We start from the raw sequence: 14,434 nt of genomic DNA, 5'->3' as shown, positions 1-14,434 counted from the left end.
CATGGACCGTCTCTATCTTGACCATAACGCGACGTCGCCGCTGCGGCCCGAATGCCGGGACGCCATGCTCGACGCCATGAGCGCGCCGCGCAATGCATCCTCCGTGCACGCCGAGGGTCGTGCCGCGAAACAGCTTGTGGAGAAGGCTCGGAAGAGCATCGCTGGCGCAATCTCCTGTCCGCCGACCAGCATCGTGTTCAATTCCGGCGGCACGGAAGCCGACCACACTGCCATCCTCGGTTTCGCCCGTGGTGGCCCCAAAGTGCGGAGGCTCTTTCTCTCCGCGACCGAGCACCCTGCCGTGCCTGCCGCAGCGGAGAAATCCGGCTTGCCTGTCGAAACGGTCCCCGTGCTGAAGGACGGGACCCTCGACCTTGCATGGCTGGAAAAACGCCTCGGCACCTATGATCCGCAGGCTGATGGCCCGTTTCTTCTCTGCACCATGCTCGCCAACAATGAGACCGGCGTCATCCACCCGGTGAAGGAAGCAGCGCAAATCGCCCGCAAGGCTGGCGGCTACACCATGGTCGATGCGGTGCAGGCGCTCTTCAAGATCGAGATCGATTTCTCGACCCTCGGCGCGGACCTGCTCGCGCTCTCGGCGCACAAGGCCGGTGGGCCTGTCGGTATTGGCGCGCTTGTCGTCACGCCGGGCCTCGGCTTCGAGCCGCTCCTGGGGGGCGGCGGGCAGGAAGAGAACCGCAGAGCAGGGACCCACAATGTTCCCGCTATCGCAGGCTTCGGCAGGCTGGCCGAAGTCGCCAGCGTCTCCGACTACCAGGCCCTCGCGGGAATCCGTGACCGGATCGAGGCAGGCCTGCCGCAGGGCGTCACCGTCCACGGACAATCCGCCCCGCGCCTGCCCAACACCACCTGTCTCACGGCTCCCGGCTTCAAATCCGAGACTCAGGTGATGACGATGGACCTCGCAGGTATCGCCGTCAGCGCAGGCTCGGCCTGCAGCTCCGGCAAGGTCAAGCGGTCCTCCGTCCTCGGCGCAATGGGCGTGCCGGAGGAAGAAGCCGCGACATCCCTACGGATTTCCCTTGGCTGGGACACGCCGGCGCATGCAGCGGAGCGCGTCCTCACCACATGGACCACTGAATTCGAACGCATCTCTTCGAGAGCAGCATAATGTCACAAACGACGTACAAAGAAGGCATCGACGCCAAGACGGTCGAACAGGTCGAAGAGCTCGGCACTTACAAGCACGGCTTCACGACCAATATCGAAAGCGTCAAGGCTCCGAAGGGCCTTAACGAAGACACTGTCCGCTTCATTAGTGCAAAGAAGGAAGAGCCCGAATGGCTCCTCGAATGGCGGCTCGCGGCCTTCGAGCGCTGGAAGAAAATGGAGGAGCCGACCTGGGCCAACGTCTCCTATCCGCCGATCGACTACCAGGACCACTACTATTACGCCGAGCCGAAGGCGGGCGCGAAATACGAGTCCATCGACGACGTGCCCGAGGAAATCCTCGAGGACTTCAAGAAGCTAGGCATCCCCCTGCGCGAGGCTGAGGTTTTGCTCGGCGTCGAGGGCGCGGGCGCGACCCCGGGCGATGCGCGGACCAATCAGCCGAAAGTGGCCGTGGACGCTGTCTTCGACTCTGTCAGTGTCGCGACGACCTTCAAGAAGGAACTCGAAAAAGCCGGCGTCATCTTCATGTCGATCTCCGAAGCGGTGCGCGAGCATCCGGAGCTGGTGAAGAAGTATCTCGGCTCCGTCGTTCCGGTCTCGGACAACTTCTTCGCGACGCTCAATTCGGCGGTTTTCTCCGACGGCACCTTCGTCTACGTGCCGAAGGGCGTGCGCTGCCCCATGGAGCTGTCGACCTATTTCCGCATCAACGAGGCCAACACTGGCCAGTTCGAGCGCACCCTGATCGTCGCCGACGAAGGCGCTTATGTCAGCTACCTTGAAGGCTGCACCGCGCCGATGCGCGACGAGAATCAACTCCACGCCGCGGTGGTCGAGCTCGTCGCCCTCGACGATGCCGAGATCAAATACTCCACCGTTCAGAACTGGTACCCCGGCGACAAGGATGGCAAGGGCGGTATCTACAACTTCGTGACCAAGCGCGCCGACTGCCGCGGCGTGAGGAGCAAAGTCAGCTGGACCCAAGTCGAGACTGGCTCGGCTGTTACCTGGAAATATCCGTCCTGTATCTTACGCGGTGATGACAGCCAGGGCGAGTTCTACTCGATCGCCATCACCAACAACCATCAGCAGGCGGACACCGGTACCAAGATGGTGCACCTCGGCAAGAACACGCGTTCGCGTATCATTTCCAAGGGTATCTCAGCCGGCAAGTCGGACCAGACCTATCGCGGCCTCGTCTCGATCCACCAGAAGGCGGAAGGCGCACGGAACTTCACCCAGTGCGACAGCCTCCTCATCGGCTCCAATTGCGGTGCGCATACTGTTCCGTATGTGGAGGACAAGTCCAACACAGCCATCCTCGAGCACGAGGCCACCACCTCGAAACTCTCCGAGGAGCAGCTCTTCTACGCGCAGAGCCGCGGCCTCGACGAAGAGGAAGCCGTGGCGCTCCTCGTCAATGGTTTCTGTAGGGAGGTTCTCCAGGAGCTCCCGATGGAGTTTGCGGTGGAGGCGCAGAAGCTCGTGCAGGTGAGCCTTGAGGGGAGTGTGGGGTGATGGCGAATCTCTCTTTCCACGTCGCTTTCTCAAAAGAACCGACTGGTGATATCGAGACTTATTGGGACGAGTTGCCTGATGGTGCGGAGCTACGCGTGACGAACGACGACGGCGTCTGGCTCTCGGGTAATCGCGAAGGTCTTCTCCTGCTTTCCACCAAGCTTGCGGAAATCGCGCTGCGCGACCTAGAGCCCGGTTGGCACAGCCATATTCAGAAACTCGAAAAATCCGATCTCGACTTCACTGTTGAGAAATTGGCGGACTGACATGCTGAACATCAATAACCTCACCGTCACCCTCGGCGGCAACAAGATCCTCAACGGCCTCGATCTTTCCGTACCCGCCGGAGAGGTGCATGCCATCATGGGGCCGAATGGCTCGGGCAAGTCGACGCTGAGCTACACCATTGCAGGACGTGACGGGTACGAACCGTCCGAAGGGGATATTACGCTTGACGGCGAAAGCCTTCTCGAGATGGGTCCGGACGAACGCGCGGCGAAGGGGGTCTTCCTCTCCTTCCAGTCCCCGCCAGCGATTCCGGGCGTTGCGACGATGAACTTCCTCCGCACCGCCCTCAACGCCCAGCGCAAGGCGCGCGGCGAGGAGGAGATGTCCTCGGCGGAGTTCCTCAAGGTCTTCCGCGAGCACGCGAAAACCGTCGGCCTCTCCCCGGAGAAACTCAAACGTCCGTTCAATGACGGCTATTCCGGCGGCGAGAAAAAGCGCATGGAAATGCTGCAGATGGCCCTCTTCGAGCCGCGCTTCTGCATCATGGACGAGACCGACAGCGGCCTCGACATCGACGCCCTCCGCATGGTCGGCGAGGTCGTGAACAGCCTCCGCGGCCCCGACCGCGGCTTTCTCGTCATCACCCACTATCAGCGGCTCCTGGACTACGTGAAGCCCGACCGCATCCACGTCCTCGCCGGCGGCCGCATCGTCCACTCCGGCGGCCCGGAACTGGCGAAAGAACTCGAAGAGTCCGGCTACGAACAATTCGCGTCGGAGGCTGCGTGAATTTCGCTGGTTTCAGTTTTGAGGAGAGCAAGGCGTGCTTGATATGCGAGCATGTCGATGCCGGCGCTGATATTGCGATCGCGGTGCATGACGAAGATGGTTGGCTACAGTTTTTGTGCGGCAGAGAGGATCACGACTCTGACCAAGCGAAAACGGTTGGCCTCGGTCATTTGAGGAGTTGCCTTCCTGACGCGCGAGCGCTTCCTCTTCTGAAGCCAGGCGTCGTTGCGGAAAGAACCAAGACCGGCGACTGGACGCTGACCAGATTGGATGAGTTCGAATGAGCAGTCCTATCCCCCTCACTGCCTTTGAAGACAGGCTCCTTGCCGAAGTTCCGGACACGGATCTCGCAGAGCTTCTCCGCTCGCGCGGCCTGCCGGGTCGGCGGACGGAGACCTGGAAATGGTCGGACCTCCGCGGTGCGCTTCGCGATGTGCGCGAGCCTTCGGGCGCCTATGCTTCCAAGGCCGAGGCCCCCATCACCCTCGAGGGCGCAACCGTCCTCACCCTGAAGAACGGCGTCCCGCAGGCGCCCCACGGCGTTGAGCCGAAACCCATCGTCAAATCCGGCGAGAAGGTCGGCAGCACCTATGTCGTCGAAGATGGCCTCGTGGTCAGCTTCTATGACCAGGGCCGCGACGCCGAGGATGAGATCGGCGCAGGCGAAGAGCTCTCCGCCCTCGCAGCGCTCCGTCCCCTGATGAGCATCAGCGTGCTGCCCGGCTTCACGCACAAGATCGTCCTTCGCCGCCTCTCCGACGGCGAAGGCCGCCACGGCGACAATGTCTTCGTCACGGTGGGAGAGGGCGCGCGCGCCACTCTGGTCGAGACCCACGAGATCACCGGCAGCCCCTTCGTCAACAGCCGGACGGAGCTGGAGCTCGATGCGAAATCCGTGTGCGATCGTTTCATCGTGCAGACGGCTGCGTCCGAGGCTGTGCTGGTCCACTCCTCCGTCCTCCGCCTCGACGAGGCCAAGGACGGCGAGACGGTGAAGCTGAACCAGATGACCCTAGCGCTCGGCGCGCAGCTCGCGCGGCATGAGACGCGACTGACCCATCTCGGCGAGAGCGAAGCGAAGATCGACGCCCTCTATCGCCTGTCGGACAGTCTGCACACCGACATCACCAGCCACATCACCTTCGAGGGCGAAGACGGCGTCACCGACCAGCTCGTCAAAGGCATTGCAGACGGTCGATCGCGCGGCGTTTTTCAGGGCAAGTTCCTGGTGCAGCGCGGCGCCCAGCGCACCGACGCGAAGATGGCGCACCACGCGCTTCTCCTCTCGAAGGGTGCGCAGATCAACGCCAAGCCCGAGCTTGAGATCTATGCGGACGATGTCGAATGCGCCCACGGCAACACGGCCGGCGCCCTCGACCCCGAAGCGCTCTTCTACATGCGCCAGCGCGGCGTGCCGGAAGACGAAGCCCGCAGCCTACTGATCGACGCCTTCGGCGGAGAAGTGCTGGAGCGGGTGAAGGATGAAGCCGTGCGCGAACAGCTCGCCGCGCTCTTCCACGGAGGTGCGTCGTGAAGCTTCTCGCCGCCATCGCCCCTCTCGCGCTTGTCGCCTGCACCACCGCGCAAGGTGAAGACACCTATCGCGGAGTCTATGAAAGCGGCTTCGAAGTGAGCAACTTCACCGTGTGCGGATCAGGCGAGACATGGTGGCTGGAGACGGCTGGCGTCGACGTGTGGGGCGACTTCCGTCCGGCGTTCAACGCCGAGGTCGTGCTCGTAGTGAAAGCCACCGTCGACCATGAACCGGAAGAAGGCTTCACCGGCTTTGGTCATCTCTCCGCATTTCCCGCACAGATCACGGTGATGGAAATCATTTCTCACGATGCTGACGAAGCGGCGATCAGGGCCTGCCGCGAAGGAGGCGCATGACTTTCAACGTCCAAGACATCCGCGTGCAGTTCCCGATCCTCTCGCGGGAGATCCACGGGAAGCCGCTGGTCTATCTCGATAACGCGGCCTCGGTACAGAAGCCGCAGGCGGTGATCGACCAGCTCACCGCGTCGATGAGCAGCCAGTATGCCAACGTCCACCGAGGCCTGCACGCGCTGTCGAACGAGACCACCACGGCCTTCGAGGAGGCGCGCGGCACGGTCGCGAAATTCCTGAACGCTGCGTCCACGGATGAGATCGTCTTCACCATGGGCGGCACAGATGCCGTCAACCTCGTGGCCAATGTTCTGGGTCAGGAAGAAATCCGTGAGGGTGACGAGATCATCCTCTCGGTGATGGAACACCACTCCAACATTGTCCCGTGGCATTTCCTGCGCGAGCGCAAGGGCGCGGTGCTGAAATGGCTCGATGTCGATGCCGACGGAAATGTCGACCTCGACGCCTATGCGGCGATGTTCACCGAGCGGACGAAGCTGGTCGCGATAACGCATCAGTCGAACGTCTTTGGCGCTGTGACGCCGGTGAAGGAGATGGCGAAGATCGCCCATGAGCACGGCGCGATGATCCTCGCTGATGGCTGCCAGAAGGCCGTGCACGGACCGGTGAACGTGCAGGACCTCGGCGTCGATTTTTATGTCTTCACCGGGCACAAGACCTATGGGCCTACGGGCATCGGCGTTCTTTATGGCAGGAAATCCGTGCTCGACCGGTTGCCGCCTTACCGCGGCGGCGGCGAAATGATCGACATCGTCGAGCAGGAGCGCGTCACCTATAACGAGCCGCCCCACCGCTTCGAAGCGGGCACGCCGCCTATCCTCGAAGCGATCGGCCTCGGCACGGCGCTCGAATGGATGATGGCCCAGGACCTCGAAGGTCTCGTCGCCCATGAAAGGGCGCTGACGGACCATGCGATGGAGGCCCTGCGCGCCACGAATTTTATCGAGCTCTATGGCTCGCACCCGGAGAAAGGTCCGGTGATCGCCTTCAACCTCAAGGGCATTCACCCCCACGACGTCTCGACGATCCTCGATCGCCAGGGCGTCGCGGTGCGGGCGGGGCACCATTGCTGCCAGCCCCTGATGAAGAAGCTCGGCGTCTCCGCCACCGCGCGCGCCAGCTTCGCCGCCTACAACACCCATGACGAGGTCGACGCCCTCGTTGCAGCGTGCCGCAAGGCAAATGAATTGTTGAGCTGACCCATGACCGAACATCAGGCAAAAGACGAAGCCTTCGACGCCGACACCGGTGCCCGGGACATGATCGACCTCTCCGCGCCGCCCGAGAAACCGGCGGCGAAGGAGAACACACGCGTCTTGAAAGACCTCAACGAGGTTCAGATCGCCGACGTGACCCAGGAGGTCATCGCCGCGCTCAAGACCGTCTACGACCCTGAGATCCCGGTTGATATCTACGAGCTCGGTCTCATCTACAAGGTGGACTTCGACCCCGCCAATGACGAGCGCGGGGCAAAGATCACGGTGGACATGACGCTGACCGCGCCGGGCTGCCCGGTGGCGGGCGAGATGCCCGGCTGGGTGGAGGACGCGATCCTTCGCGTCGACGGCATCGAAGAGGTGTCCGTTAACATGACGTTTGACCCTCCGTGGTCTCCTGAGCGGATGAGCGAAGAGGCGAAACTCGAGCTGGGATGGATGTAGATGGCTAGGCAGAGACCCCAGGCGATCACTTTGACTGACCGTGCGGCCGCGCGGATGCAGGCGATCATGGAGCGCGCCGACAATGACTATATCGGCGTGCGGATCGGCGTGAAGAACGGCGGCTGCGCAGGGATGGAGTACACCCTCGACTACGCCGAAGAGAAGCAGCCCCTCGACGAAGTGGTCGAAGACCGCGGCGTGACGATCCTCATCGATCCCAAAGCGATCCTCTTCCTTCTGGGTACGGAGGTCGATTACGTGACCGAAAAGCTGTCGAGCCGCTTCGTGTTCAACAACCCGAACCAGACCGATGCGTGTGGTTGCGGCGAAAGCGTGACGATCGTCCCGGCCACGGCGTAGGGCGAAACCGCAAGGCGGGTTGCGAAGCCATCCGCCAGTTTCGAGCCGCTACGGGGTGCCGTGCCTGTCAATCTGCGCTAGGATCTCGCGTCTCGTGATCGGCAGGAGGTCACCATGAGAGCATTCCTCACCGCGATCGCCGGGGCGATTGCCATCACCTCGGCCCATGCAGAAGTGGCTTCGGCGTCCGAGCACGGCTTCGTTCTCGAGCACGAGGTGACCTCACCCTTCGCGCCCGACGCACTTTGGCACCGCCTCATGCAGCCCGCCCAATGGTGGGACCCCGACCACACCTATTCCGGCGACGCGGCCAACCTTTCCATGGAGGATACGGCCGGCGCCTACTGGCGGGAGGACTGGGACACCGGTTCGGTCATCCACGGGCAGGTCCTGCTGGTCAAAGAAGGCGAGGAGCTCATCCTCTCCGCTCCTTTCGGCCCGCTGATTTCCACCGCCGCGGACTGCCGCTGGACGATAAGGCTCGAGCCGACCGAGGACGGCGGCACGCTCATCAAGTCCTCCCACACCATCGCGGGCGTACCGGGCACGGGCCTCGAAGAGCTGGCCCCCGCCGTGGATTTCGTCATGGGCAACGGCGTCAAACGCCTCGCAGGGGTCGAATAGCCTCCCATCCCGGCAAACACGTTGCGTAGCGGCGCGAGGGCCACTAACTCACGCCGCTATGACCGCGACCGTCAACGATATCCGCCGCCAGTTCCTCAGCTTCTTCGAAGAGCGCGAGCACAAGGTGATCCCCTCTGCGCCGCTGCTGCCGCAGTCGGACCCGACGCTGCTTTTCGTCAATGCCGGGATGGTGCCGTTCAAGAACATCTTCACGGGCAAGGAGACGCCGCCTGCGCCGCGCGCGACGTCGTCGCAAAAATGCATTCGCGCCGGGGGCAAGCACAACGACCTCGACAATGTGGGGTACACGGCGCGTCACCACACCTTCTTCGAGATGCTCGGCAACTTTTCCTTTGGTGACTATTTCAAGGAAGAGGCGATCAAGAACGCCTGGGACCTGTGCACGAAGGAATTCGCCATCGACCCGGCGAAACTGTTGGTCACGATCTACCATGACGATGACGAGGCCTTCGATTTCTGGAAGAAGATCGCTGGCCTGCCTGATGAGAAGATCATCCGCATCGCGACGTCCGATAATTTCTGGTCGATGGGCGATACGGGCCCTTGCGGTCCGTGCTCGGAGATTTTCTACGACCACGGCGAGGACATTCCCGGCGGCCCTCCGGGTTCGCCGGACGAGGACGGCGACCGGTTCATCGAGATATGGAACCTGGTCTTCATGCAGTTCGATCAGCAGCCGGACGGCTCGCGTGAGAACCTGCCCAAGCCCTCGATCGACACCGGCATGGGGATGGAACGCATCGCCGCCGTGCTTCAGGGCGTGCACTCGAACTACGAGATCGACCTGTTCCGGAAGCTCATCGGCGCTTCGGTCGAACTGACCGGCAGGCCTGAACAGGGAGAGGACGCAGCGGCGCACCGGGTCATCGCCGATCACCTTCGGTCGTCGAGCTTCCTGATCGCCGATGGTGTGACGCCTTCGAACGAGGGCAGGGGCTATGTCCTGCGTCGCATCATGCGCCGCGCCATGCGCTACGCCGCGACCCTCGGCGCGAAAGACCCGCTGATGCATCGCCTCGTTCCGACGCTGGTGGAGGAGATGGGCGCTGCCTATCCGGAGCTTCAGCGTGCGGAGGGACTCATCACCGATACGCTCCGCCTCGAGGAAGAGAAATTCGCCGACCTTCTCGATCGGGGCTTGAAGCTGCTGTCCGAGGAAACGGCCAAGTTGCCCGCAGGCGGCACGCTTCCCGGCCAAGCCGCGTTCAAGCTCTATGACACCTATGGCTTCCCGGTCGATCTCACCGAAGACGCCCTGCGCCGACAGGGTTTCAGGCTCGATACGGAGGGCTTCGAGAAGGCCATGGCCGAGCAGAAAGAGAGGGCGCGCGCGGCCTCGAATTTCGGCGGGCAGGCCGGGGACGACAAGGTCTGGTACGAGATCGCCGACCAGCATGGTCCGACGGAGTTCTTGGGCTACACCCACCTCAAAGCGTCCGGTCAGGTGCAGGCTATCGTCAAGGATGGCCAGCAGGTGGACAGCGCTTCGGCTGGTGACGACATCATGTTCGTCGCCAACCAGACGCCGTTCTACGGCGAAAGCGGCGGACAGACTGGCGATGCGGGCACGGCGGAGACCGAGGCCGGCGCGAAGCTGACCATCACCGACACGAAGAAAAAGAACGGCCAGCACGTCCATGTCGCAACCATCGAAGCAGGCAGCCTGAGGACGGGCGAAGAGATCGTCCTCTCCGTCGATGAGTTGCGCCGTGCAAGGACCAAAGCCAACCACTCCGCGACGCACCTTGTCCACCAGGCGCTGCGCAACATCCTTGGCGACCACGTGACCCAGAAGGGCAGCTTCGTCGGCCCGGACAGCTTTCGCTTCGATTTCAGCCATAACGGCGCGCTGACCCGCGACGAGATTGATGCCGTCGAAGCCGAGGTCAACGAAATCATCCGGCAGAACGCCGAGGGGATCATCAAGCTGATGCCCTATGATGAGGCCATCGAAAGTGGCGCCATGGCGCTGTTCGGAGAGAAGTACGAGGACGAAGTCCGTGTCTTGAGCCTCGGGCATGTTCCGGGTGGGGACAAAGCCTATTCGGTCGAGCTCTGCGGAGGCACGCATGTCGACCGGACAGGCGACATCGCGCTCTTTGCCATCACCTCGGAAGGGGCCGTCGCTTCGGGTATCCGCCGGATCGAAGCCGTGACGGGGGAGGCGGCGCGCCGCTTTCTCAAGGGCCAGGCCAATATCGCGCTCAAGGCTGCAGGCATCCTCAAGACAACGCCCGAGGATGTTCCCACACGGATCGAAGCGCTACAGGACGAGAAGAAAAAGCTCGAAAAGGAGCTCGTGGCCGCGCGCAAGAAAGCCGCGACGGGCGGGGCTGCGACCCAGTCCGAGGAAATTGGTGGCGTCCACTTCACCGGCGCGGTGCTTGAAGGCATTCCGCCCAAAGAGCTTCGCGGCCTGATCGCCGACGCGCTGAAGAAGAACGACAGGGCCGTAGCCGCCTTCGTCGCGGTCAATGACGGCAAGGCTTCTGCCTCCGTCGGGGTGTCCCCGGCCGTTATCGGCGATCACCCCGCGCCGGAACTCGTCAAGCTGATGGTCGAGGCCCTTGGCGGCAAGGGCGGCGGCGGCAAGCCGGACCTCGCCCATGGCGGTGGCCCTGACGGCTCTAGGGGAGAAGCGGCGCTCGATGCTGTCAAAGCAAGGCTCGCGCGGTAGCTCCCGCGCGCCGCAACGCTAGAACACAAGAGCGAGCCCTTGTGTTCGCCGCATGATCCGACCGGAGGAACCGCCATGGCTGACAAGGACATTCTCTTCGCCCGCGAGAGCGATTGGGGCGTCATCACGCTCAATCGCCCCAAGGCGCTCAACGCCCTGACTTCGGAGATGTGTGTCCAGATGGACGCGCAGCTCCGCGAGTGGGCCGAGGATGATGCCGTCAAGGCTGTCCTCATTGAAGGCGCAGGCGAGAAGGCCTTCTGCGCGGGGGGTGACATCCGCTGGCTCGCCGAGACGGCGAGGGAGGACCCCGTCGAAGCTGCGACCTTCTTCCGCAAGGAGTACAGGCTCAACAACCTGATCGCCCATTACGGGAAGCCTTATATCGCGCTGATCGACGGGATCTGCATGGGCGGCGGCGTTGGTGTCTCCTGCATGGCTGACCGCCGGGTGATGTCTTCCCGGACCATGTGGGCCATGCCCGAATGCGGCATCGGTCTCGTGCCCGATGTCGGGGCGAGCTATGCGCTGAACCAGCTCAAAGGCGGCATTGGTCTCTACCTTGCCTTGACCGGCACGCGGATGATGGGACCGGACTGTCTGTCCGCGGAGATTGCGACCAACCTGATCGCTGATGACCAGGTAGATGCGACCCGCGAAGCCCTCCTCGGGGCGGATCTCTCAGGTGACCCTCTGGGCGCGATTGACGAGGCGCTGGGCGCGTACAACGTTTCCGACCCCGGCGATTTCGTTCACTCCGTCCGTGACATCGACCACCATTTCGGCAAGGTCGAGAGCGTTGCGGCGCTGAAGAAGGATCTCGCCGAAAACGGTGGCAGCTTTGGCCAAGGATGCCTCGACCGGATGGCATCGGGCAGCCCGACGAGCCAGGTGCTGACCCTCCGCCTCCTCAACGAGGCGCCTGATAATTTCTCCGACGCCATCAAACGCGAGTTCAACGTCACCGCACACCTTCTCGAAGGCCCGGATTTCCTCGAGGGTGTCCGTGCCCAGATCATCGACAAGGACCGAAATCCGAAATGGCAGCCTGCGAGGGTTGAAGACGTCGATCCTGCACGGATCGACTGGTACTTCACCGAGCCTGAAGGCGGCCCGCTCGAGCTTTAGGGAAAGGGAGCCGGCATCAAGCCGGCTTCGTCACAGCCCGGACGACCATCCACAGGATCACGATCCCCGCGCCCAGGCCTACGATGTGCAGTATCGTGAAGGGCAGGTCCGTGTAGCCCATGGAATTGGCAAAATAGATCGACGCTGCATCCGCGACTGCCGTCAGGAACACGAGGTTCGCCGCCCAGCGCTCCCCCTTCAGAACGCCGACGATCGCGCCAGCCAGCATGACGGTCGATGCGAGCAGGAGGAGCGCAGGCAGCCAGGCCGCATCGACATAGGCGGTCACCAGCGGGTCGGCTCCGACCAGCATTTCGTAAACCCGGTCGTCGAACAGCCCGATGATCTTCACGAGCGGCACGATCGCGTGAAAAGGCAGGGCGAGAAGGATCACAAGTGCCACGAGCAGGCGGAACAAGAACGCCATTGACAGGTCTCCGGTACGGTTTTCGGGGATATCGCATGTTTGCACCCCTTCGCCCAGCGGCGAGTGAGATGCGGTTCGTTCTTGGAATGTGCGCCTGCACCCGGCACAACGGCCAAAAAATACGGGGAGTGCATGGTAAGGTTTCTGTGGCGGTGCTTGGCGTTGATGCTGGCGGCGATGCTCGGCATGGCCCCGGCCCATGCGGGTCTTTTCTCCAAGCGTGTCCTGTTTGAGTCTGTGGATCGCAGGGAAACCGTGTTCGAGCCACGCGGCGAAGAGCCTGTCCCCGCCGAAGAAATCACCCTGACCGTTCCGGAGAACCGCAGCGACAGGAACAGCCGGATGATCGCGATCCGCCTCGTGCGACTGCCTGCGCTCAATCCGAAAGGCCATCCCCCGATCGTCTATCTCGCTGGTGGCCCCGGTGGCTCGGCCACGGGCGCGGCCCGCGGACCGCGCTGGGCGATGTTCGACCGGCTCCGGCAGGACGCCGACGTCATCCTCTTCGACCAGCGCGGTACCGGCCTGTCGGACCGGCCAGCCTCCTGCGAGAGCACTTATGGCTGGGCTGACGGCGGCCCCGCGCACCGACGTGATATCATCTCGGCCTATCGCGGGGCGTTCGAGGAGTGCGCGGCGTTCTGGGAAGCGTCAGGCGTCGATCTCAAGGGCTGGAACACCCTCGAAAGCGCCCATGACCTGGCAGCGGTGGCCGATGTCCTTGGCGGCGAGATCAGTCTTCTCGGGATCAGTTACGGCACCCATCTGGCCCTTGCGACGGTGAAGGAATACCCGAACAGGATCGACCGCGCCGTCCTGGTCAGCGTCGAGGGGCTCGACCAGACGGTGAAGATGCCGGCCCACACCGATGCTTATTTCGAACGGCTCCAGGCGGCGATCGACAGCCAGCCCGAGGCAAAAGCGCTGTATCCGGACGTTGCGGGGACGATCCGCCGTCTTGCCGCCCGCTTCGACGCGGAGCCGGTTGTCATCCGCCGGAGCAACAAGCCGGACCTTCAACTCACGGGGTATGGCCTGCGCATCATCTGCGCCTTCATGATTTCCGACCCGGAGCGCGCGGTCGATCTCCTCGCCGCGCTCAAGGCTGCCGATGAGACCGGTGACGTGAGCACTTTCGCCCGGATCCTGCCCTTCATCCTCGAGGACTCGATCGACATGGATGCCATGTCCACGGGGATGGATCTTGCCTCGGGCGTCAGTGCCCGCAGGCTCCGCCGGGTCCAGTCCCAGGCCCGGACGGCGGTTCTGGGAGACGCGCTCAACTTTCCCATGCCCCACCTCCTTGAAGTGGCCAAGGATTATCAGCTTCCGGACAGTTTCCGGAAGCGACCCAGGGGAAAGACGCCGATCCTCGTTTTTTCCGGCACCCTCGACGGGCGCACCTATCCCGAGGGCGCGCGCAAGGCGACGCGCGGGTTGAAGAAAAACCGTGAGATCGTCCTTGTGCGGAATGGTGGGCACAACCTCTTCTTCGACCATCAGGAAGTCGTCCCGCTGATCGACCTTTTTCTCGACGGCGGGGAAGTCGAAAGCCGGGAGCTGGAAGCCGCGCTCCCCAATTTTGCACCAGTGGACGACGCCTAGTCCTCTCTAAAGGGGTCATGGCCCCAGTTCATGAGGCTGTATCGCCAGTCGGAGGTCTCGACATCATTCTTCGGGCCGCCCTGTGATTTGTGCCGCTTGATGTAGCCGACCACCTTGCGCATGTGGTCCCAGTCGTCGTTTGACAGGTCGTCCTTGTTCGTCCTTTTGATCTCGACGATTCGCTTGCCCGATTTGTGACCCTTGCTTTCACCATCGCCGGAGTCGGCACCGACGGATCTGGATTCCTCCGTCTTCAGCCATTCCTCAAGCTCCTTCGGCTGCATGTTCACCAGATCGCGCCATTCATCCCAGACCTGTTCGCGGTCTTTGCTCATCGAACGCTCCCTTTGT

Annotated in this window: 16 protein-coding genes; 14 read left to right on the top strand and 2 right to left on the bottom strand. The window is 62.8% G+C overall.

Annotation, left to right across the window (positions count from 1 at the left end):
- Position 1 precedes the first annotated feature (1 nt).
- The 13 genes from IE053_RS09040 to IE053_RS08980 all read left to right on the top strand — a co-directional run bounded on the left by IE053_RS09040 (position 2) and on the right by IE053_RS08980 (position 12,051).
- Positions 2-1,135, top strand: a complete 1,134-nt coding sequence (locus IE053_RS09040; RefSeq protein ID WP_189575146.1) for a cysteine desulfurase family protein — start codon at positions 2-4, stop codon at positions 1,133-1,135.
- Positions 1,135-2,655 carry a Fe-S cluster assembly protein SufB gene (gene sufB / locus IE053_RS09035; RefSeq protein ID WP_189575144.1) on the top strand — a complete coding sequence of 507 codons (1,521 nt, stop codon included), beginning with the start codon at positions 1,135-1,137 and terminating at the stop codon, positions 2,653-2,655. The genes IE053_RS09040 and sufB overlap by 1 nt, the downstream gene beginning before the upstream one ends.
- Positions 2,655-2,921 (top strand): hypothetical protein, encoded by a 267-nt coding sequence (locus IE053_RS09030; protein ID WP_189575142.1) that lies wholly within the window; start codon positions 2,655-2,657, stop codon positions 2,919-2,921. The genes sufB and IE053_RS09030 overlap by 1 nt, the downstream gene beginning before the upstream one ends.
- A gap of 1 nt (position 2,922) precedes the next feature.
- Positions 2,923-3,672: a Fe-S cluster assembly ATPase SufC gene (gene sufC, locus IE053_RS09025; RefSeq protein ID WP_189575141.1), complete on the top strand. Its 750-nt coding sequence runs from the start codon at positions 2,923-2,925 to the stop codon at positions 3,670-3,672.
- The gene (locus tag IE053_RS09020; RefSeq protein ID WP_189575139.1) at positions 3,669-3,956 is read left to right on the top strand and encodes a hypothetical protein; all 288 of its coding nucleotides are present in this window, start codon (positions 3,669-3,671) and stop codon (positions 3,954-3,956) included. Before sufC ends, IE053_RS09020 begins: the two co-directional genes overlap by 4 nt.
- Complete coding sequence (locus IE053_RS09015) at positions 3,953-5,206, top strand: SufB/SufD family protein (RefSeq protein ID WP_189575138.1); 1,254 nt, start codon at positions 3,953-3,955, stop codon at positions 5,204-5,206. Before IE053_RS09020 ends, IE053_RS09015 begins: the two co-directional genes overlap by 4 nt.
- The gene (locus tag IE053_RS09010) at positions 5,203-5,562 is read left to right on the top strand and encodes a hypothetical protein (protein WP_189575136.1); all 360 of its coding nucleotides are present in this window, start codon (positions 5,203-5,205) and stop codon (positions 5,560-5,562) included. Before IE053_RS09015 ends, IE053_RS09010 begins: the two co-directional genes overlap by 4 nt.
- Complete coding sequence (locus IE053_RS09005; RefSeq protein ID WP_189575134.1) at positions 5,559-6,779, top strand: cysteine desulfurase; 1,221 nt, start codon at positions 5,559-5,561, stop codon at positions 6,777-6,779. The genes IE053_RS09010 and IE053_RS09005 overlap by 4 nt, the downstream gene beginning before the upstream one ends.
- Before the next feature lie 3 nt (positions 6,780-6,782).
- On the top strand, positions 6,783-7,241 hold the full coding sequence (locus IE053_RS09000) for an SUF system Fe-S cluster assembly protein (RefSeq protein WP_229786156.1): 459 nt from the start codon (positions 6,783-6,785) through the stop codon (positions 7,239-7,241).
- The gene (locus tag IE053_RS08995; RefSeq protein WP_189575131.1) at positions 7,242-7,601 is read left to right on the top strand and encodes a HesB/IscA family protein; all 360 of its coding nucleotides are present in this window, start codon (positions 7,242-7,244) and stop codon (positions 7,599-7,601) included.
- 114 nt (positions 7,602-7,715) lie between these two features.
- On the top strand, positions 7,716-8,225 hold the full coding sequence (locus tag IE053_RS08990; protein ID WP_189575130.1) for a hypothetical protein: 510 nt from the start codon (positions 7,716-7,718) through the stop codon (positions 8,223-8,225).
- Between the two features lie 58 nt (positions 8,226-8,283).
- Positions 8,284-10,923 carry an alanine--tRNA ligase gene (gene alaS, locus IE053_RS08985; RefSeq protein ID WP_189575128.1) on the top strand — a complete coding sequence of 880 codons (2,640 nt, stop codon included), beginning with the start codon at positions 8,284-8,286 and terminating at the stop codon, positions 10,921-10,923.
- A gap of 75 nt (positions 10,924-10,998) precedes the next feature.
- A complete protein-coding gene (locus tag IE053_RS08980; protein ID WP_189575126.1) occupies positions 10,999-12,051 on the top strand; it encodes an enoyl-CoA hydratase/isomerase family protein in 1,053 nt (350 codons plus the stop codon).
- Positions 12,052-12,067: 16 nt separating this feature from the next.
- Here IE053_RS08980 and IE053_RS08975 read toward each other — a convergent pair whose 3' ends face one another.
- Positions 12,068-12,478: a hypothetical protein gene (locus tag IE053_RS08975; protein WP_189575124.1), complete on the bottom strand. Its 411-nt coding sequence runs from the start codon at positions 12,476-12,478 to the stop codon at positions 12,068-12,070.
- A gap of 132 nt (positions 12,479-12,610) precedes the next feature.
- Between IE053_RS08975 and IE053_RS08970 the strand changes: the two genes are divergently transcribed.
- A complete protein-coding gene (locus IE053_RS08970; RefSeq protein WP_189575122.1) occupies positions 12,611-14,083 on the top strand; it encodes an alpha/beta hydrolase in 1,473 nt (490 codons plus the stop codon).
- On the opposite strand, the gene IE053_RS08965 is transcribed toward IE053_RS08970, so the two are convergent.
- On the bottom strand, positions 14,080-14,418 hold the full coding sequence (locus tag IE053_RS08965) for a DUF3140 domain-containing protein (protein ID WP_189575120.1): 339 nt from the start codon (positions 14,416-14,418) through the stop codon (positions 14,080-14,082). The two genes, IE053_RS08970 and IE053_RS08965, sit on opposite strands and share 4 nt — an antisense overlap.
- Between the last annotated feature and the right edge of the window lie 16 nt (positions 14,419-14,434).

Source organism: Parvularcula lutaonensis (assembly GCF_014651915.1).
Lineage (GTDB): Bacteria > Pseudomonadota > Alphaproteobacteria > Caulobacterales > Parvularculaceae > Parvularcula > Parvularcula lutaonensis.
Note: the sequence above shows the minus strand (reverse complement) of the source record. Positions and strands in the feature narration are given on the sequence as shown.